Genomic DNA, 19,483 nt, shown 5'->3' with positions numbered 1-19,483 from the left:
CCTGCGCGACACTGGTGGGCGATATCGAGCTGGCCGACGATGCCAGCATCTGGCCCATGGTGGCAGCACGGGGGGATGTGAACCATATCCGCATCGGCGCCCGCAGCAATATTCAGGATGGCACCGTGCTGCACCTGACTCGCAAGAGTGCCGGCAATCCTGACGGCTATCCGCTGCTGATCGGTGAAGATGTCACGGTCGGCCACAAGGCGATGCTACACGGCTGCACTATCGGCAACCGGGTGCTGGTCGGCATGGGGGCCATCATTCTGGATGGGGTAATTGTCGAGGATGATGTGATGATCGGAGCTGGCAGTCTGGTGCCACCGGGCAAGCGACTCGAGTCGGGCTTTCTATATATAGGGAATCCCGTCAAACAGGCTCGCCCGCTCAAGCCCACCGAGATCGCCTTTCTCAAAACCTCGGCGGACAACTATGTCCTGCTCAAGGATGAGTATCTGCAAGAGACCTGATAGGGCAGGCAGAAACAGGAAGCCCGGCATGATGCCGGGCTTCGCTTCTTATATCGCTATATAACAGTGCAGAACGGCTGACCGGAAATCAGTGGGCCTGATCCCAGTTGTCGCCGGTACCCGCTTCAACCAGCAGCGGCACATGCAGTTCGGCAGCGGCCGACATCTTCTCCTTGATGATGGCGGTGTACTCCTCCAGCTTCTCTTCGCGGATCTCGAACACCAGTTCATCGTGCACCTGCATCAGCATGCGGATCGACTCATCCTCGATACCGCGGATCCAGCTGTCCACATTGATCATGGCGCGCTTGATGATATCGGCAGCCGTGCCCTGCATCGGGGCGTTGATGGCGGCCCGTTCGGCTGCCTTGCGCAGACCGGCATTGCGGGACTTGATGTCCGGCAGATAGAGACGACGGCCAAACAGGGTTTCGACATAACCCTGAGCTTCCGCCTGCTGGCGGGTGCGCTCCATATACTCCAGCACGCCCGGGTAGCGTTCGAAGTAGAGATCCATGTACTTCTGTGCTTCGGCACGACCGATCCCCAGCTGCTTGGCCAGACCGAAGGCACTCATGCCGTAGATAAGGCCGAAGTTGATCGCCTTGGCGCTGCGGCGCATGTCGGTGGTGACCGCATCGAGCGCCACGCCGAACACCTCGGCGGCAGTCGCCTTGTGGATGTCCTTGCCCTCGGCAAAGGCGGTCAGCAGCCCCTTGTCACCGGAAAGGTGCGCCATGATGCGCAACTCGATCTGGGAGTAGTCCGCCGCCACCAGCTTGTAACCGGCGCTCGGGATGAAGGCCTGACGGATCCGGCGCCCCTGCTCGTTGCGCACCGGGATGTTCTGCAGGTTGGGATCAGATGATGACAAACGGCCCGTAGCCGCTACCGCCTGATGATAGGAGGTGTGTACCCGCCCGGTCTGCGGCTTGATCATCAGCGGCAACTTGTCGGTGTAGGTGGACTTGAGCTTGGCCAGACCGCGATGCTCCATCAGCAGTTGCGGCAGCTCATAGGTCTCCGCCAGCTCGGCCAGCACCTCTTCCGCAGTGGACGGTGCCCCCTTCGGAGTCTTTTTGATGATCGGCAGGCCCAGCTTGGTGAAGAGGATCTCCCCCAACTGCTTGGGCGAGGAGAGGTTGAACTCCTGTCCGGCCAGCTCGTGGGCCTGACGCTCCAGCTCCGCCAGCCGCAGTTCAATCTCCTGGCTCTGCTGATGCAGCAACTTGGGATCGATGGTAGTGCCGAGCAACTCCATCCGCGCCAGTACCGGCAGCAGCGGCAGTTCGATCTCGCTGAATACCTTGGCAAGGCCCGGCACAGCCTCCAGCTGACCCCAGAGGGTCTGGTGCAGACGCAGGGTGATGTCGGCATCTTCCGCCGCATAGGGGGCGGCCTGCTCCAGCTCGATCTGGTTGAAGGTGAGCTGTTTCACCCCTTTGCCCGCGATATCTTCAAATGAGGTAGTCTCGACCCCGAGGTAACGCTTGGCCAGCGAATCCATGTCGTGGCGGCTGGCGGTAGAGTTGAGCACATAGGATTCGAGCATGGTGTCGTAGGCAATGCCCTGCAGGTCGATGTCGTGGTTGAGCAGCACGTTGCGATCGTACTTGAGATTCTGCCCCACCTTGAGACGGGTCGGATCTTCCAGTAGCGGTTTGAGCTTGCCCAGCACCACGGCCTCGCTCAGCTGTACCGGCGCCCCGAGATAGTCGTGGCCAAACGGCACATAAGCGGCCTTGCCGGGCTCAACCGCGAAGGAGACGCCAACAATCCGCGCCTCCATATAGTCGAGACTGGTGGTTTCGGTATCGAAGGCAAACAGCGGCGCGGCCTGTAGTTGGGCCAGCCAATCATCAAACTCGGCCTCGTCCAGAATGCAGCGGTAGTCGGTTTCGATGGCGACAACCGGAGCGGCGCTCTCATCGCCAGCCTCCTCCTGTCCGGCGCTCTCGCTGCCCTCTTCACCACCGGACTCCAGCTCCTTGATCAGGTTGCGCAGCTCGTATTCGCGATAGACCGCCAGCAGGGACTCCTTATCGACCGGCTTGAGCAGCAGCTGCTCCAGACTCTGTTCCAGTTCGACATCGGTCTTGATGGTCGCCAGCCGATAGGAGAGACGAACCTGCTCCTCCTGCTCGCGGAACTTGTCGGCGAACGCCTTGGAGCCACGGAAGCCAAGGGCGGCCACCTTGTCGAGGTTGGCGGCAATCTCGTCGATGCTGCCAATCCCCTGCAGCAGGGCCAGTGCGGTCTTCTCGCCGACACCGGTCATGCCGGGAATGTTGTCGACCTTGTCACCCATCAGGGCCAGATAGTCGATGATGAGCTCTGGCGGTACGCCAAACTTCTCGATCACCCCTTCCCGATCGGTCTTCACATCTTTCATGGTGTCGATCAGGGTGACATGGTCGGAGACCAGTTGCGCCATGTCCTTGTCACCGGTACTGATCAGCACCGGCAACTGCTTCTCGGTCGCCTGACGGGCCAGGGTGCCGATCACGTCGTCCGCCTCGACCCCGTCGATCATCAAAAAGGGGAAGCCCATCGCCTTGATCATCTGATGGATCGGGCCGACCTGGCTGCGCAGGTCTTCCGGCATGCTGGGGCGATTGGCCTTGTATTCGGGATAGATGTCGTCGCGGAAGGTCTTGCCCTTGGCATCAAACACCACGGCCACATGACAGTCAGGATATTGCTTGCGCAGGCTGCGCATCATGTTGGCCATGACACGGACGGCGCCGCTCGGCAAACCGGTCGAGGTGCGCAGATCGGCCTGCTGGGAGGCGAAGAAGGCACGGTAAAGATAAGAGGAGCCGTCGACCAGAATAAGGGGATTGCTAGGGGCCATGAAATCGTCCTGCCAGAGATAAACAGCCGCTAGGATGCCACAGGCCCCCCCCTCACACCAAGGGGCGCAGCAACAGCACAAAGCGCCTGATAAAGGGACTCAAGCTGTGGATAACTCTGTGTTCAAAAATGGGGCACATCAAAACGCACAGTGGCAAAGCTGTGCACAAGAATATAAAAACCCATTAAAAACAATGCCTTGAGATCGCAAAAACCGATCGTAAGACAGTTAGAATGATCTCGATCAATGTGGAAAAAGATTTAAGGGAGTAAGTACGGCAGGATCCAAAACGAAACAATCCTAGCACAGCAAGATGACTTGACCAGCAGATGGCGAGCGATAACCATACAAAAGTACAACAATCCATCTTGGCTCACATTTTCAACAACGAGGAGTTTGCCATGAAAAAAGTGGCCGTGATTTTGAGTGGCTGCGGTGTCTTTGACGGAGCCGAAATCCATGAGGCCGTCATCAGCCTGCTGGCGCTGGCCCGCCAGGGTGCTGCCGTCCAGTGCTTCGCCCCGAATGTGGCGCAGCTCCATGTGATCAACCACCTGACCGGTGAAGTGAGCGAGGGAGAGAGCCGCAATGTGCTGGTCGAAGCGGCCCGCATCTGCCGTGGCCAGATAAAGGATGTGGCCGAGCTGGATGCGGCTGATTACGACGCGCTGCTGGTGCCCGGCGGCTTTGGCGCGGCCAAGAACCTGTGCGACTTCGCCATCAGGGGGGCCGAGTGCCAGCTCCAGCCCGATGTGCTGAAAGCGTGCCAGAGCTTTGCCAAAGCCAGCAAACCGGCCGCCTATATCTGCATCGCGCCCGCCATGATCCCGCTGATCTATGGCGCCGGGACGCTGGCGACCATCGGACATGACGAGGGCACCGCCAACGCCATCGAGGCGATGGGCGGCAGCCATCTCAACTGCCCGGTCAACGAGTTCGTGGTGGATCAGGAGCGCAAGGTGATCTCCACCCCCGCCTACATGCTGGCCAACACTATTGTCGAGGCGGCGGACGGCATCGAGAAGACGGTCAAACAGCTGCTGGCACTGTAATCCCCACCCCGCCAAAAACAGACGGGCCGCTCATGAAGCGGCCCGTTTTCAATTCTGCCTGAAGGCGATGAATTAGATGGTTTCGCCCATCTGATCCATTTTGCCCAGCAGGGCACGCAGACGCTCCTGCCATGCAACGTGCTCGTTGCGCAGCTGATGGTTCTCGTCTTGCAGCTTGCTGTTCTGCTCTTTCAGCTCGTCCAGCTCCATCTTCAGCAGGGAGATGTTGTCGACGGCGGATTGTACTTTGGATTCGAGTTGCTCAAGGACTTCTAGTGACATATGCATACCTGTTTGTTCAATTGCGATGCCCCACAGAGGGCGATTCAAGCGCGTGAAGCCAGCATACCCCGAGCGCATCGGCACAAACAAGCCAGTGCGCTGTAAAATGCGCCTTCCATAGATGTATTGTCTAAATATGCGTCTATTTTTCTCGCATCCTGCGCCCGAGTCGCGACAACACACTGAACCGTGCGTAAAAGGCCCCGCCAACAGCACATCATTGGCGCCCTCCTGACGGCACCGCCGTTATCCATGCAAGGCGATATAAGCCCCCAGCAACAGACAGGCGACGACATACATCAGCAGGCCGTAGAGCAGGTTCCAGCGCAGGATCAGCCCGGCACTGAGGTTATAACGGGAGGCCAGCGCCAGATTGGATCCGGAGAGCGGACTGGTGCCGGTGGCAAGCCCCCATCCCAGCAGGAAACACATGCCGAGCAGGCTGGGATCCGGCGCCAGCGGCCAGAGCAGCGGCGCCAGCCCGGAGATACTGATGAGCGGATGCACCCCGACGATGGCCACCAGCAGGATCAGCAGCAGAGTGAGGGATGCTTCGAGCCAGCCAAAGTGGTTGAACAGTGGCAGGCCGTGCCCGGCACCGAGATCGATGACCGACAGCGCACTGTTGATGCCTGCCGCCAGCAAACCGGCCCCCAGAAACAGCACCAGCTGACCACCGATGGCGGGAAAACGCTCCACCACCTGCCGCTTGAGGGCCGCCTTGCGCCCTGCCCTCGGCATAAAGAGCAGCGCCAGCAGCGGGGCCACCAGCGCGATCACCGCCAGAATGCCGAGCTGGGGCCAGATCTGCTTGATGAGGAGTACCAGCAGCGCCAGCGTGACCGGCAACCCCAGGGTCTGCAGCCGCAGCGGATAACCGGCAAAGTCGGCCACCCCGAGCCGTTCCACCTGCCAGGCGGTCAGCCCCATCGCCAGCAAGGCGGCGAGGATCCCGAACGGCAGAATATGGGAGAGCTGCAAACCCGGTGCATAGGTGAGCGCCACCGCCATGGCGACAAAGAAGGGCGACCAGAAGGCGGCAGCACAGAAGATCCGGCTCAGCACCATCACCTGACGCCGCTCCAGCGTGCCGCCCCGCTCCAGCCTATCGCCGATGATGAACAGCACCGAGAGGTTGATGACCGCACCCAGCAGATTGAGGCTGGCCATGGTACTCCACAGCCCCTTGCGCCCAGTCCAGGAGGTGGTACCGGTCAGCAGGCCGGAGGTGGCGAGGTTGAGGGTGCTCACCGCGGCAAACATGGTGAGCATATTGATGTTGGGCAGCAGCCAGTCACCGGCGGTGAGGGTCGCCCCCTGCCACCAGGAGAAGAGCAGCAGCAATAGAGCGGCACCATACAGGGCTAACGCCTGACGCTTGGCTGCCCCCACCAGCCAGGGCCAGGTGAGCAGGGAAGCGGCCCAGGCTGCAATGGCCGCTGGCCAGGGGGAGAATCCCAGATAGAGATGCAGCAGGTTGAGCAGCCACATCCCCAGGATCAGATAACCCGACCAGCGTTTGGCCATCGACTACTCCGGCCGGGAGATCAGAGACACTGATCCATATCCAGTGAAGGTTTGTCGCACTCCGGACGGCCGACGATCTTGGCCGGTACGCCAGCGACCGTGGTATGAGGTGGCACCGGGTTGATCACCACGCTGCCCGCGCCGATTTTGGCGCCCCTGCCCACTTCGATATTGCCGAGCACCTTGGCGCCCGCCCCTATCATCACTCCTTCGCGGATCTTGGGGTGGCGATCGCCGCTCTCCTTGCCGGTACCGCCGAGGGTCACGCTCTGCAGGATCGAGACATCATCTTCAATCACCGCCGTTTCACCGACCACGATGCCGGTGGCATGGTCAAACATGATCCCCTTGCCGATACGGGCGGCCGGGTGCACATCCACCCCGAACACCACCGAGATCTGGTTTTGCAGATAGAGCGCCAGCGAGCGGCGCCCCTGACGCCACAGCCAGTTGGCGACCCGATAACCCTGCAGGGCATGGAAACCCTTGAGGTAGAGCAGCGGGGTGGAGAAGAGATCGACCGCCGGATCCCGCTCCTGCACGGCGCAGATGTCGGCCGCCACCACCGCCAGCAGCTCTGGCTCACTGCGCAGCGCCAGCTCGATCACTTCGCGCAGGGCGATGGCGGGCATGGTGGCGCTGTCGAGTTTGTTGGCCAGCTGGAAGCTGAGGGCCGAGCGCAAATTCTTGTGATTGAGAATGGTGGAGTGGAAGAAGCTGGCCAGCATCGGCTCCTGGGCCGCCATGCACTCCGCTTCTTGCTGAATTTTGTGCCAGGTTTTGGCAACCAGTTCATCCATGTTGCAGCCTACTGTTGTTCTGGGTGAGGGCTCTGTTGTTCTTTTGTCAGCACCGAGATGGGGTCCATGTGGATGATGACATCCATCCGCTCGAATGCCTGGCGTACCGCCAGTTCGGCTTCATCGGCGATCTGATGGGCCTTGACCAGGGGGATCTGATCATCCAGTTCCAGATGCAACTGTACGAATCGGGTCGGCCCGGATTGACGGGTGCGCAGGTCATGTACGCCGTGTACACCTTCTACGGCACAGCAGAGCGCCATTATTCTCGCTTGTTCTTCGGCTGGCAACTGACGATCGAGCAGGGCCTGCACCGACTCGTAGCCAATGTGAATAGCGCCCCACAACAGGAACAGCCCGATCAGGATGGCAAACGTACCGTCGGCCCAGTACCACCCCTGCCCCGCCAGCACCAACGCCAGCAAGACACCGGCATTGAGCAGCAGATCGGAACGGTAGTGCAGCATGTCCGCCTTGATGGCCACGCTGTTGGTCTTGCGAATGACAAAGCCCTGAAAGCTGACCAGCAGTAGGGTCAGCACGATGGAGCCACCGCTGACCCAGAGCCCCGCCTCCAGCCGCAGGATAGGCGCCTGATTGAGCAGGGATGAGATGCCGTGCATCACCAGCAGCAGCGCCGAGCCGGAGATAAAGGCTGACTGGATCAGCCCCGCCAGCGACTCCGCCTTGCCGTGACCGAAGCGGTGCTCGTCATCGGCGGGCGCCAGCGCATAGCGGATCGCCAGCAGGTTGATGATGGAAGCGCTCACATCCATAAAGGAGTCGGTGAGCGACGCCAGCAGGGTTGATGAATCTGTCATCAGCCAAGCGATCAATTTACCGATGATCAGCAAGCTGGCGGTGGTAACCGCCGCCATGCTGGCAAAGGTCACCCAACGGGAATATTGTTGATGGCTCAAAACAGGCTTTCCTATGACGGTGAAAAATTTATTATACCCTGACCCCGGCGTCAGTTTGGCGCGAAAATCTGCGGAATAACTCCAGATGAACAGAATACTCCTGGTCGACGACGATCTTGACTTGACCCAACTGCTCACCGAAATTCTGACCCTGGAAGGATTTCAGGTCACGGTCGCCGAGGATGGTGAAGAGGGGCTGCAACGACTGGCGGAGCAGCGCGTCGATCTGGTGCTGCTCGATGTGATGATGCCCAAGCTCAACGGCTTTGCCATGCTGACCAAGCTGCGCAAGACCCACGACACCCCGGTGCTGATGCTGACCGCCCGCGGTGACAGTCAGGATCGGGTCAACGGTCTGGAGGCGGGCGCCGACGACTATCTGGCCAAACCGTTCGATGATCGGGAGCTGCTGGCCCGCGTGCGCGCCATCCTGCGCCGCACCCAGAGCGCCCCGCCCCAGCGTGGCAACTCCTCCGACGAAGTGCACTTTATGGACATCGTACTGCAACCCGGCCTGCAGCAGGCCCGCTGCGGCGAACAGCTGCTGGAGCTGACCGCCACCGAATTCGGACTGCTGGAGTGCCTGCTGCGCAATCCCGGCCAGATCGTCAGCAAGAGCCACCTCTCCGAGCAGGTACTGGGCAAGAAACTGGAACCCTTCGATCGGGCCATCGACATGCACCTGAGCAACCTGCGCAAGAAGCTGCCGGAGCGCATCGATGGCCAGCCCCGCTTCAAAACCGTACGGGGGCGCGGCTACCTGTGGCTAGAGCAAGAGTAAAGAGCGCCAGTTCCCTCAACGGGATATCGACCCACATCTTCCTCTGGTTCTGGTTCATGCTGCTGGTGATGCTGGCCGCCGTGATCAGCCTGCCGACCCTGGACCCTCGCAACCAGATCCCGTTGCCGACCCATGAGGCAGCCCGGATGCAAAACAATGTCGAGACCCTGCTCAATGCCGCCGACCCGGAGCAGGATTTCGATCTGGCCAAGGCGATGGACAATATCGCCATGCTGCCAGTGGACAATGTCTACCTGCGCGACGAGAAGGGGCAGATCCAGTCCACCACCCATCCGCGCAAGTTCGTGGTGCGCTTTATGGTGGATGCTGACGACCCAGCCAACCCCATGCTGGGCAACGAGGATCGCAAGGCGATCGCCGGCCCCTTCCTGATGGAGCACCACGGCCACCGCTACCACGTCTATTTCGGCCTCAATGCCGAGAACCCCTACCTGTTCCTGTTTATTCAGGTGCTGGATCACCCGATCCGCATTCTGGGCATCTCGATGCTGGTCAGCACCCCGCTCTGTCTGCTGCTCGCCTGGCGGCTGACCCGTCCCATCCTGCAACTGCAGAAGTCGGTCTCCCAGCTGGCGGCCGGCAATCTGGAGGTGCAGATCCCCAACCTGGGACGGGGGGATGAGATCGGCCAGCTGGCGGATAACGTCAGCCGCATGGTGGACACGCTCAAAAACATGATCCAGAAGCAGAAACAGCTGCTCTCGGATATCTCCCACGAGCTGCGCAGCCCCCTCACCCGGATGCAGCTGGCGCAGGCGCTGATCCGTCGCAAGCAGGGAGACAGCGCCGAGCTGGCGCGGATCGAATCGGAGATTGGGCGGCTGGACAAGCTGATCGGCGATCTGCTCGATCTGTCGCGGGTACAGCAACATGTGGAGGCGCCGGTGGTGCAACCGCTGGCTGAGCTGCTGGAACCCATCCTGGAAGATGCCATGTTCGAGGCAAACCAGAGCGGCAAGCAGCTCAGACTGCCGCCGCTGCCCGCCGAGTCGATCCAGATGTGGCCCGAGCTGCTGGCCCGGGCAGTGGAGAACCCCCTGCGCAACGCCCTCAAATATGCCCGCGAGTTCATCAAGGTGGACTGGTATCGGGAAGGGTTGGAGTGGGTTATGACCATTCGGGATGACGGCCCCGGTGTGCCTGACGAGCAGCAGGCGCTGCTGTTCCAGCCCTTCTTCCGGGTCGATGACGCCCGCAACGCCAAGACTGGCGGCACCGGGCTGGGGCTGGCCATCGCCTCGGAGGCGATCCAGCGCCACGGCGGCACCATTGCGGCCAGCAACAATCACCCGACCGGGCTGACCATCACCATCCGCTTGCCCATCGCCTGATCCTTTTCATCCGGACGGGCGCTGGGTATGCTGGCGCCCCTTCTTGGCTTTACATCTCTTTGCAGGAACTCGTCATGCTCGATATCGTCCTCTACCAGCCGGAAATTCCGCCCAATACCGGCAATATCATCCGGCTCTGCGCCAATACCGGTTATCGGCTCCATCTGATCGAGCCGCTGGGATTTGAGTGGGATGACAAGCGGGTAAAGCGGGCGGGACTCGACTATCACGAGTTTGCCGAGGTGAAGCGCTGGCCAAGCTATGAGGCCTTTCTGGCAGCCGTGGCACCCAAGCGGGTGTTCGCCTGCACCACCAAGGGCCGCACCGCGCACTCGGCGGCCCAGTATGCCCTTGGCGACGCCCTGCTGTTTGGCCCGGAGAGTCGTGGCCTGCCCATCGAGATCATCGAGAGCCTGCCGTTCGAGCAGCGGCTGCGCATCCCGATGGTGCCCCAGAGCCGCAGCATGAACCTCTCCAACGCGGTGTCGGTGTTCGTCTACGAGAGCTGGCGCCAGCTCGGTTACGACGGCGCCATGTAAGCGCCATCGCGGATCAGTGGCGGGCGTCGAGCAGATGCCCGCTGCGCTCCAACCGCCAGCAGGTGACCCCCAGCGACAAACCGCGCCCCACCATCAGTGCCGCCATCGCCGCCCATAAAGCGGCCACGCCCCACGACTGACAGAACCACCAGACCGGGAAGAAGCCGCCAAAAGCGGCCAGCAACATGCTGTTGCGCATCTCCCGCGCCCGGGTCGCCCCGATGAACACCCCGTCCAGCAGGAAGCACCAGACCGCCAGCAAGGGCATGGCAATCAGCCAGGGAAGCTGACGATTTGCCTCCGCAACTACCGCCGGAATGTCGGTGATCTGCCCCACCAGCCAGCTGCCCAGCAGGGCGAACCCCAACGTAAATGCGGTTGCAATCAGCGCGGCCCAGCCCAGATTGAGCACGATGGCCTCCCGCAGTTTATGCCGATCCCGCTGACCGATGGCTCGCCCCACCATGGCCTCCACCGCGTAGGCGAAACCATCGAGTCCGTAGGAGATGAGCATCAGGAAGTTGAGCAGCACCGCATTGGCGGCCACCGCCACATCCCCCAGCCGCGCCCCTTGCAGAGTCATGAAAGCGAAGCAGAGCTGCAAACAGAGGGAGCGCAGGAAGATATCGCGGTTGAGGCCGAGCAACCGCACCATAGGCGCAAATTGCCGCCAGCGCTGCCAGCCATCCTGCCACACCGTCGGCGCCAATTGCCCCAGCTGACGCCGCACCAGCCAGATCCCGGCGGCCAGCGCGCAGTAGTCCGCCATGACCGAGGCCGCCGCCACGCCCCGCACCTGCCAGCCGAGCCCCAGCACAAACAGGGCATCGAGCGCCATATTGACCAGATTGGTGAGGATCAGCATCACCATGGGGCTGCGAGCATCCTGCATCCCCAACAACCACCCCATGATCACCAGATTGCAGAGCGCCGCCGGGGCACTCCAGATCCGTACCGCCACGTATTGGCCAGCATAGAGCTGCACCTCGGCCGAGCCGCCACTCAGGGCGATCAACCGGGGTAACAGGGGGAAAAGCAACAACAGCAGCGCCAACCCGAGGGCAATGGCCAGCCCCAGCGCCCGCAGCAGGGTATCGAGCTGGGCGCGGCCGTCGGCGGCGCCGTGTGCCTGCGCCGTCAGTCCGGTAGTCGACATCCGCAGGAAACCGAGCAGCCAGAAGATGAGGTTGATCAGGGTCGCACCGACCGAGACGCCCCCCAGAAACCAGGCCTGACCGAGATGACCGATCACCCAGGTGTCCACCAGCCCCAGCAAGGGAGTGGTGATATTGGAAAAAACCATGGGCAGGGCGAGGGCAAAAACAGCGCGGTGGCGAGAGGGATCCCGCCACCAGAGGGCAACAGATTGGGTCACTCTCAGTGGCCTGTCAGCTTCAGGATGCGGGAGAAGTCAGAGAGCATGGTGGCCATCTGCACCCGCGGCACCTGATCCGGTGCCACCTGCGGGCGGAACACCCCCTGCAGCTTGCCCTTGGGATTGATGAGCACGATGGAGGCGGAGTGATCGATCAGGTAATCCTTCTCCCCCTCATTGGCGATGGAGTAGACCAACCCCAGATTGCGCACGAACGGGAACAGCTTGTCGTGGGGGGCTGTGGCCGCCTTGAACTCGGGATTGAAGAAGGCGGTGTAGGTCTTGAGACGGGGAATATCGTCACGCTGGGGATCCGCCGAGATAAACACCACCTGGCTATTGGGTGCCATCTTCTTCAGCTGATCATAGACGGAGCGCATATCTGCCAACGTGGTGGGGCAGATATCGGGGCAGAAGGTGTAGCCGACGAACAGAAAGGTCCAGTGCCCCTTCAGATTAGCGGGAGTAAACGGCTGATTATTTGCATCAGTAAATGCGAAGTTATTGATATCCCGCCCGGCCGGGTAGTAGTCGGCCTGCTCCGGCTGCTCTGGCTTCGTAGCGTAGAACGCGACGATCAGGCAGCTTGTCAGCAGTAGAAAAAGCAGGGGATAGCGAAGCTTCATCATCACAAGAGACCCTTTCAGTTCAATGCAAATGGCCTGCGATGGCCAAACCAGAGGGGACATTGTACCCCAGCGAGCCACCAAGGTGGGTCAACCTTGTGCAGCCCCTGTCAGGAGTCGACCATTTGGCACAATTGATCGCCAGTGTCGGTCATAAAAAAACCGGCCCCCTCGGGTGCCGGTTTATGGGTGGATTTGTTTGCCTCTTATCCTCAGGGGCGAGCGTTGCGCCCCTGCTGCAACATTTTTCCGATGGTCCGTACGCCGATGGGAATGACGGGGGCCAGCCTGCCCTCTTCCCCCTGGCGATCGCCATAGCCCCGCTTGAACAGCAGCACCAGACGCACCACCTTCTCTTTCGGACATCCCAGCCAGAGCGTCCAGTGCGATCCCCTGTGGTGCAACCAGAGACCGTAGAACCAGGTCATCCGGCTACCTTTGACAAAACGGGTGATTGACGATTCCGCTGGCGCCGCCGCCTCTGAATCCCATGGCGATCTTGATGCCATACCAGTCCTCCTTGACCGACAGGTCATGTTGCTTCGTCGGCCTGAACTGGGAACAGGCCCGTCACGACTATCTGCAACCACTACGAGTGGTCCCTCCGCCAGACCAGGCTCGGGATCTCCCCACTCCCCCTTCATATCCCGTGAAGGTGTACTGCCCGATTCTCGTTGTTACCGGCCCTCCCATCACGGCTCATTACTGTTGCCCGGGGGAGGCACCAAGCCCCGTCTCGGCGACAGGGCACAGATCTGAGCATATATCTGAAATGGATGATTGGTAGCCGGTCGCGCAGGACAAAAATGCCGTCGCCGATGATCTGTTTGATATGACAGGGAAAGTGCACCAGAAACAGCACGGCCTCCCGAAGGAGGCCGTGTGGCATACGCAGTTGGCGGGGATGATTACATCCAGTCGGCGTTGCGGATCACCCCGACCGCCAGCCCTTCGATGGTGAGCTGCTGGCAGGAGAGATCCACCTCGATGGGGGCGAGCTCTTCATTTTCCGGCAACAGCCATACCTGACTGCCCTTGCGCTGGAAGCGCTTGACGGTGACATCCTCATCGAGACGGGCAACGACCACCTGACCGTTGCGCACCTCCTGGGTCTTGTGCACCGCCAGCAGATCGCCATCCAGAATGCCGATGTTCTTCATGCTCATCCCCTGCACCCGCAGCAGAAAATCTGCGCGCGGATGGAACAGGGCGGGATCAACCTGATAGTGGCTCTCGATATGCTCCTGAGCCAGGATGGGTTCGCCGGCGGCTACCTTGCCGATGAGCGGCAGGCCGCTCTCTTCCAGCACCTCTTCCTCTTCGAGCAACAGGCGAATGCCGCGGGACGTGCCCGGCATGATCTCGATGACCCCTTTTTTGGCCAGGGCCTTCAGATGTTCTTCGGCCGCATTGGCCGACTTGAAACCAAGCTTCTGGGCAATCTCGGCACGAGTCGGCGGCATGCCGGTCTCGCTCATGTTCACCTTGATCAGCTCCAGCACTTCGGCCTGGCGGGGGGTAAGGGGTTTCATAGAATTGGCACCTGTCTTTTTATACAGCACACTGGCAGTATATACAGTGCAGTGGCCAAGGCAAGGCGCAGCTGACATTTGTCGCAACCAACCCCTCATTTACTGCTGTTTTGATCCTGCGCAGCCGACTCATCGTACCTCTCGGCGACAAGGGGCTGCCAATTTGCTATGCTCACGCCGCATTTTTTTGGAGAGCAGACGCACATGTCCCTAGGACAGAAGATTTCCAGAGCCATCTTGCAATGGCCGGTCAGCGGCTTGGTCAATCACAAGAGCCTGCCGGAAAATCCCATCACAGAACTCAATCTGGATCCGGCCAGACCCATCGTCTATGCCCTGAAAACCAGTTCGATCACCGACCTGATGACCTTGCAGCAGTGCTGCGAGGATCTCGGTCTGCCCGGCCCCTTCACGCCGCTGGAACTTAACGGCCAGCTGCTGCCGCGCTATGTCTGTCTGGATCGTCCGCCTCCCCTGTTTGGCAAACGCAGCAAGCCGCTGCCCTTCCTGCAGGAGTTCCACCAGCTGCTGGATCTGCACAAGCAGGATCCCGAGCTGGATATCCAGGTAGTGCCCGTCACCCTGTTCTGGGGCCGCGCTCCGGGTCGGGAGGGCGAGGAGGCCTCCGGTCTCAACATCATCAGCAGCCTGGCGCCGAACCGGCTGAAGAAGGCGCTCATCGTGATCCTCAAGGGACGCGAGAATCTGGTGCGTTTCTCGCCGCCGCTCTCCCTGCGCTACATGGCCGACAAGCACGGCACCGACGAGGCGATCGCCCACAAGCTGGCGCGGGTCGCTCGCACCCACTTCAGCCGTCAGCAACTGGCCGCCACTGGCCCGAAACTGCCGAACCGCAACCTGCTGTTCAAGCAGCTGCTCGACTCCAGGGTGATCCAGCAGGCGATCGAAGAGGAGGCCCAGCGCGAGGGGATCAGCCTCGAGAAGGCGCAAAAGCGCGCCCATGGCTACATGGACGAGATCGCCTCCAACTTCTCCTACCGGCTGATCCGCCTTGGCGAGAGCTTCCTCGGCTGGCTGTGGAACAAGCTCTACCGCGGTTTGTCGGTCAATGGCGCCGAGAAGGTACGCCAGCTGGCGCAGGAAGGGCACGAGATCGTCTACGTCCCCTGCCACCGCAGCCACATGGACTACCTGCTGCTCTCCTACGTCATCTACCACCAGGGGATGGTGCCGCCCCATATCGCGGCAGGCATCAACCTCAACTTCTGGCCGGCGGGCCCGATTTTCCGCCACGGCGGCGCCTTCTTCATTCGCCGCACCTTCAAGGGAAACCCGCTCTACAGCACGGTATTTCGTGAATACCTCAACCTGCTGTTTGCCAAGGGTTACTCGGTAGAGTTCTTCACCGAAGGTGGTCGCTCCCGTACCGGCCGTCTGCTGCCGCCCAAGACCGGCATGCTGGCGATGACCCTGCAGGCGATGATGCGCGGGCTGGACAGGCCGGTCACTCTGGTGCCGGTCTATCTGGGCTACGAGCACGTGATGGAGGTGAACACCTACCACAACGAGCTCAAAGGGAGCCGCAAGGAGAAAGAGAGCTTCCTGCAGGTGCTCGGCATCCTGCGCAAGCTGCGCAACTACGGCCGTGGTTTCGTCAACTTCGGCGAGCCGCTGACTCTCAACAGCTACCTGAGCGAACACATCCCCGACTGGAAAAAGCACATCGGGGAAGAGGAGCGTCCGGAGTGGATGGCGGGCACCGTCAACAATCTGGCCGAACTGCTGATGACCCGCATCAACGGCGCTGCCGCCGTCAACGGCCTGACCCTGAGCGCGCTGGCGCTGCTGGCCGCCGAGCGCCACGCCCTGACCCGCGACGAATTGCAGGCCCAGCTCAACACCTATCTGGATCTGCTCAAAGCGGTGCCTTACAGCCCGCAGAGCACCATTCCGGATGAGGATGCCAAGACCCTGCTGGATCAGGCGATGGAGCTCAACAAGTTCGAGGTGAGCGAGGACAAGTTGGGGCAGATCATCAGTCTCGACCGCTATCAGGCGATCCTGCTGACCTACTACCGCAACAACATCCTCCACCTGTTCGCCATGCCCTCTCTGGTGGCGGCATTGATCGAACGGTGCGAAGGGATCTCCCGCAGCGAGATCATGGCCCGTTGCATCGACATCTATCCGCTGCTCAAGACCGAGCTGTTCCTGCGTTATGAAGAGGAGGAGCTGCCGGCGCTGGTCGACAGCCTGCTCGACGCGCTGCAAACCCAGCAACTGATCGAGACCCGCGATGACGGCTACTGGGTCAATCCGGCCAACCAGATGCGCCTGCTGCTGCTGGCTGAGAGCATTCAGGAGACCCTGCAACGCTACGCCATCGTGCTGACCCGGGTGCTGGCCCAGCCCCATATCGAGGCGGAGCAGCTGGAAGCGGACGGCCTGATGATGGCAGAGCGCCTTGGCACCCTGCACGGCATCAACGCCCCCGAGTTCTTCGACCAGAAGCTGTTCAGCACCCTGATCCACACCTTGCGCAAAGAGGGTTACCTCTCCCCCGAGTGCAAGCCGGATCTCGGCCGCTTCCAGGCGCTGGCCGACAACATAGTGCCGCTGCTGAGCAACAAGATCCGCCGCACCATTCAGGCGGGCAACCAGCTCTGATCAGCAACGCAAACAAAGAAGGCCGCATCATGCGGCCTTCTGTTTTCATTCGGTTTTACTCAGGGCGCGATCACGCCAGCAGGTAGTCGAGCACCAGACCGGCAAACACCAGCGCCCCCACATAGTTGTTGTTGAGAAACGCCTGGAAGCAGGCTTCCCGCTGCCGCTCGCGAATGAGCCGCTGCTGATAGACAAACAGCACCGCCGCCCCCAGCAATCCCCAGTAATACCAGCCCCCCAGCGCCATCAGATGGCCCACCACCACCAGCAGCAGCAGTGCCGCGAGTTGCAGCGCCCCGATGATCCGCTTGTCGTAACGACCAAACAGGATGGCGCTGGACTTGAGCCCGAGCTTGAGGTCGTCATCCCGATCCACCATGGCGTACTGGGTGTCGTACGCCACGGTCCAGAGCAGGTTGGCGAAGAAGAGCAGCCAGGCTACCAGCGGCAGGGCATCCGCCTGCGCCGCATAGGCCATCGGGATCGACCAGGAGAAGGCCATCCCGAGCACCAGCTGGGGGTTGGAGATAAAGCGCTTCATGAAGGGGTAGCTCACCGCCAGCAGCAGGCCGACAAACGACAGGCTGATGGTGAGCGGATTCATGGTCAGCACCAGCGCGAACGAGATGATCGCCAGCACGAAGAAGAGCGCCAGCGCCTCGCGGGGATCCACCTTGCCGGTCGGCAGGGGGCGACCCGAGGTACGTTTAACGTGGCCGTCGAAATCGCGATCCGCATAGTCGTTGATGACACACCCTGCCGAGCGCATCAGAAAGACCCCGACCACAAACACGGTCAGCACCCAGAGATTGGGCAGGCCACCGGCCGCCAGCCAGAGTGCCCAGAGAGTCGGCCACAGCAGCAGCAGGGAACCGATTGGCTTGTCGATGCGGGCCAACTGCATGTAAGCCAGTCCCCGCTCCTTGGTTAACAGATTCACTCCAGCTCCTTGTCACAAACGAGAGAGGGCAGAAACAGCTCATGAACCAGCAGTGGCCACTGCCCCAGAAACAGACGGGAACGACGCCCCCAGACGATGGCGGCCGGGCAACGGGAATTGGCGGCGATCTCAAAACGGGCCAATTGCAGATGATCGCGGCGGGCAGGCTCATGGCCAAATACCCGCTCGCCAAGCGGCTGCTCGCCAAGCTCGGCAATGCCGCTCCCTTGCAACGCAGCCTCGGCAAACAGGGTCCAGCCCAGTACCGCAGGCCCCCGGTCACCGTGCAGGATCACTTCCCGGCAGATCCCGGCGGGAGAGGTTGAATCCACCAGCCACTGCTCATCGGCAGTGAAAGCGACCGGACGATTGCCCAGCCACTCTACCGAAAAGTGGCGATTGTGCTGGCGCAGGCGCAGGGTCATGGAGCCAGGCTCCAGCAGCCAGGGACGCAACGTGGCGGGCAACTCGCAACCTTCGGGGGCCAGCCACCCGCTTAATGGCGTGAGGGGAACAGTCAACTCGGACTTCACAGCTTCACCATCCAGAGATTTCCGTGTTCAGGTTAAAATCCGGTTTATTATCCGTAAATCAATAGCGAAATGTAAGAACATCCGTGCTTGACGGCCCCGATGGCAACATCAAAAATGGGGTATCTCTTGCTGATGAGCCATCTATATGAAGATCTTCAAAATTCTGCTGGTGTTGTTACTGAGCTGCGGCGCACTTCAGGTCTATGCCTCCGAAGGAGAGGAGCCGCCTGCAGAGGGAGAGGCCGCAGCTGCCGCCAAGCCGGGTTTCTTCTACCACCTGCTGGATCCTGACATCATCACCAACTACCTGAGCGATGGCAAAACCCTCGGTTACGTCCGGGTCACGGTTGAGCTGATGGCAGAAAATGAGGGCGACCTCAAGCTGCTAGAGCAGCATGATCCGCTAATCCGCGACGCCATCATCCGCCTGATGGGCAGCAAGAGTCCCGAACAAATCAAGTCGCTGGTCAGCCGTGAAGAGCTGCGCAAGGAGTGCGAAACCAAGGCCAACGAGCTGCTGGTGAAAGAGACCGGCAAAAAAGCGGTGCGCGAGCTCATCTTCACCAAATTCCTCTATCAGTAATCCCACCCGTTTACTCACCCGCCAGCAGGGATCGCTCTTTGCTGGCGGGTTTGTCGTTTATTCGAAATGAAAATTGATTACAATACGCCCGTCGAGTCGTAGAGGTAGTCGTTATGGGCAGCAAAACCCTGTGTGAGTGGCGCCGCCACGAGATCCCCACCGATCTCAAGGCGCTGAGAAAAATCGTGCGCAAACCCAAGTTTGTCTGCGGCAAGTGTGCCCGCAGTGCCAACGAGAAGAGCTATCTCTGCCAGCCGTTGCGATTGAAAGAGGAGTAACCCCCTCCCTGTCAGTGGCTTATTGATCGGTCCAGCCCTGACGCCCCTGCTCGAACAGCCTGCGCGCCTGGGAGTCATTGGGACAGACACCGCGATACTCGCTGCCGGAGCGGCCAGCCAGATAGAGATGCTCCGGACGGCAATACCAGGCCAACCCCTTCTGACGTCCCTGCTCCCATAGCTCGGCATCCACCTTTTTGCCGCACTGGCCCTGATGGAACTCGACTCGATCGGCAGTAAAGCCCAGCTTGCCATCGGCCTCCCCCACATCGCCCCACACCTTCTCGCAAGGGTCGTCGTTGGAGACGCAGCCACCCAGCAGGGCGGCCAACAGTATGATGGTGAGTCGCATAGTCATCCTTGAGTGTCATTTGGGCAGTTCATTCTACCCAGCAGCAAGGCAACGAC

Annotated in this window: 20 protein-coding genes; 8 read left to right on the top strand and 12 right to left on the bottom strand. The window is 60.8% G+C overall.

The window, feature by feature from the left end:
* A partial coding sequence (locus tag LD28_RS0107700) for a gamma carbonic anhydrase family protein (protein ID WP_033136402.1) occupies positions 1-473 on the top strand: 473 nt, incomplete at its 5' end.
* Between the two features lie 88 nt (positions 474-561).
* Here LD28_RS0107700 and polA read toward each other — a convergent pair.
* Positions 562-3,327: a DNA polymerase I gene (gene polA, locus LD28_RS0107695; RefSeq protein ID WP_033136399.1), complete on the bottom strand. Its 2,766-nt coding sequence runs from the start codon at positions 3,325-3,327 to the stop codon at positions 562-564.
* Positions 3,328-3,728: 401 nt separating this feature from the next.
* On the opposite strand from polA, the gene elbB reads away from it, so the two are divergent.
* Positions 3,729-4,379 carry an isoprenoid biosynthesis glyoxalase ElbB gene (elbB, locus tag LD28_RS0107690; protein ID WP_033136401.1) on the top strand — a complete coding sequence of 217 codons (651 nt, stop codon included), beginning with the start codon at positions 3,729-3,731 and terminating at the stop codon, positions 4,377-4,379.
* A 72-nt stretch (positions 4,380-4,451) separates the two neighbouring features.
* On the opposite strand, the gene LD28_RS23340 is transcribed toward elbB, so the two are convergent.
* The 4 genes from LD28_RS23340 to fieF all read right to left on the bottom strand — a co-directional run bounded on the left by LD28_RS23340 (position 4,452) and on the right by fieF (position 7,908).
* Positions 4,452-4,661, bottom strand: a complete 210-nt coding sequence (locus tag LD28_RS23340; RefSeq protein WP_033136398.1) for a cell division protein ZapB — start codon at positions 4,659-4,661, stop codon at positions 4,452-4,454.
* A 246-nt stretch (positions 4,662-4,907) separates the two neighbouring features.
* A complete protein-coding gene (locus LD28_RS0107680; protein WP_033136397.1) occupies positions 4,908-6,188 on the bottom strand; it encodes a hypothetical protein in 1,281 nt (426 codons plus the stop codon).
* A gap of 20 nt (positions 6,189-6,208) precedes the next feature.
* Entirely contained in the window at positions 6,209-6,988 is a 780-nt protein-coding gene (gene cysE, locus LD28_RS0107675; protein WP_033136396.1) for a serine O-acetyltransferase, read from the bottom strand.
* An 8-nt stretch (positions 6,989-6,996) separates the two neighbouring features.
* Positions 6,997-7,908 (bottom strand): cation efflux pump FieF, encoded by a 912-nt coding sequence (fieF, locus tag LD28_RS0107670; RefSeq protein ID WP_033136395.1) that lies wholly within the window; start codon positions 7,906-7,908, stop codon positions 6,997-6,999.
* An 85-nt stretch (positions 7,909-7,993) separates the two neighbouring features.
* Here fieF and LD28_RS0107665 point away from each other — a divergent pair, with 85 nt between their 5' ends.
* The 3 genes from LD28_RS0107665 to trmL all read left to right on the top strand — a co-directional run bounded on the left by LD28_RS0107665 (position 7,994) and on the right by trmL (position 10,580).
* Entirely contained in the window at positions 7,994-8,689 is a 696-nt protein-coding gene (locus tag LD28_RS0107665; RefSeq protein WP_033136394.1) for a response regulator, read from the top strand.
* Positions 8,690-8,745: 56 nt separating this feature from the next.
* Positions 8,746-10,041 (top strand): ATP-binding protein, encoded by a 1,296-nt coding sequence (locus LD28_RS0107660; protein ID WP_050514273.1) that lies wholly within the window; start codon positions 8,746-8,748, stop codon positions 10,039-10,041.
* A 74-nt stretch (positions 10,042-10,115) separates the two neighbouring features.
* Positions 10,116-10,580 (top strand): tRNA (uridine(34)/cytosine(34)/5-carboxymethylaminomethyluridine(34)-2'-O)-methyltransferase TrmL, encoded by a 465-nt coding sequence (trmL, locus tag LD28_RS0107655; protein ID WP_005339545.1) that lies wholly within the window; start codon positions 10,116-10,118, stop codon positions 10,578-10,580.
* A gap of 13 nt (positions 10,581-10,593) precedes the next feature.
* Here trmL and LD28_RS0107650 read toward each other — a convergent pair whose 3' ends face one another.
* The 4 genes from LD28_RS0107650 to lexA form a co-directional block, all read right to left on the bottom strand.
* Complete coding sequence (locus tag LD28_RS0107650) at positions 10,594-11,883, bottom strand: MATE family efflux transporter (RefSeq protein WP_081959459.1); 1,290 nt, start codon at positions 11,881-11,883, stop codon at positions 10,594-10,596.
* A 74-nt stretch (positions 11,884-11,957) separates the two neighbouring features.
* Positions 11,958-12,584, bottom strand: coding sequence for an SCO family protein (locus tag LD28_RS0107645; RefSeq protein ID WP_033136391.1), 627 nt, complete (start codon positions 12,582-12,584; stop codon positions 11,958-11,960).
* A gap of 209 nt (positions 12,585-12,793) precedes the next feature.
* On the bottom strand, positions 12,794-13,090 hold the full coding sequence (locus LD28_RS0107640) for a hypothetical protein (RefSeq protein ID WP_033136390.1): 297 nt from the start codon (positions 13,088-13,090) through the stop codon (positions 12,794-12,796).
* 399 nt (positions 13,091-13,489) lie between these two features.
* Entirely contained in the window at positions 13,490-14,113 is a 624-nt protein-coding gene (gene lexA, locus LD28_RS0107635) for a transcriptional repressor LexA (protein ID WP_033136389.1), read from the bottom strand.
* 204 nt (positions 14,114-14,317) lie between these two features.
* Between lexA and plsB the strand changes: the two genes are divergently transcribed.
* Positions 14,318-16,741: a glycerol-3-phosphate 1-O-acyltransferase PlsB gene (gene plsB, locus LD28_RS0107630; protein ID WP_033136388.1), complete on the top strand. Its 2,424-nt coding sequence runs from the start codon at positions 14,318-14,320 to the stop codon at positions 16,739-16,741.
* Between the two features lie 70 nt (positions 16,742-16,811).
* Here plsB and ubiA read toward each other — a convergent pair whose 3' ends face one another.
* Together ubiA and LD28_RS0107620 are read right to left on the bottom strand one after the other, a co-directional pair.
* Positions 16,812-17,681, bottom strand: coding sequence for a 4-hydroxybenzoate octaprenyltransferase (gene ubiA, locus LD28_RS0107625; protein ID WP_033136387.1), 870 nt, complete (start codon positions 17,679-17,681; stop codon positions 16,812-16,814).
* Positions 17,678-18,214 carry a chorismate--pyruvate lyase family protein gene (locus LD28_RS0107620; protein ID WP_033136386.1) on the bottom strand — a complete coding sequence of 179 codons (537 nt, stop codon included), beginning with the start codon at positions 18,212-18,214 and terminating at the stop codon, positions 17,678-17,680. Before LD28_RS0107620 ends, ubiA begins: the two co-directional genes overlap by 4 nt.
* A 145-nt stretch (positions 18,215-18,359) precedes the next feature.
* On the opposite strand from LD28_RS0107620, the gene LD28_RS0107615 reads away from it, so the two are divergent.
* Positions 18,360-18,797 carry a flagellar basal body-associated FliL family protein gene (locus tag LD28_RS0107615; RefSeq protein ID WP_033136385.1) on the top strand — a complete coding sequence of 146 codons (438 nt, stop codon included), beginning with the start codon at positions 18,360-18,362 and terminating at the stop codon, positions 18,795-18,797.
* A 113-nt stretch (positions 18,798-18,910) separates the two neighbouring features.
* Positions 18,911-19,075, top strand: a complete 165-nt coding sequence (locus LD28_RS23545; protein WP_156120141.1) for a hypothetical protein — start codon at positions 18,911-18,913, stop codon at positions 19,073-19,075.
* A gap of 19 nt (positions 19,076-19,094) precedes the next feature.
* Here LD28_RS23545 and LD28_RS0107610 read toward each other — a convergent pair whose 3' ends face one another.
* Positions 19,095-19,427, bottom strand: coding sequence for a DUF2799 domain-containing protein (locus LD28_RS0107610; RefSeq protein ID WP_033136384.1), 333 nt, complete (start codon positions 19,425-19,427; stop codon positions 19,095-19,097).
* Between the last annotated feature and the right edge of the window lie 56 nt (positions 19,428-19,483).

This window comes from Aeromonas finlandensis (genome assembly GCF_000764645.1).
GTDB lineage: Bacteria > Pseudomonadota > Gammaproteobacteria > Enterobacterales > Aeromonadaceae > Aeromonas > Aeromonas finlandensis.
This window is presented reverse-complemented; position numbering and strand designations above follow the sequence as displayed.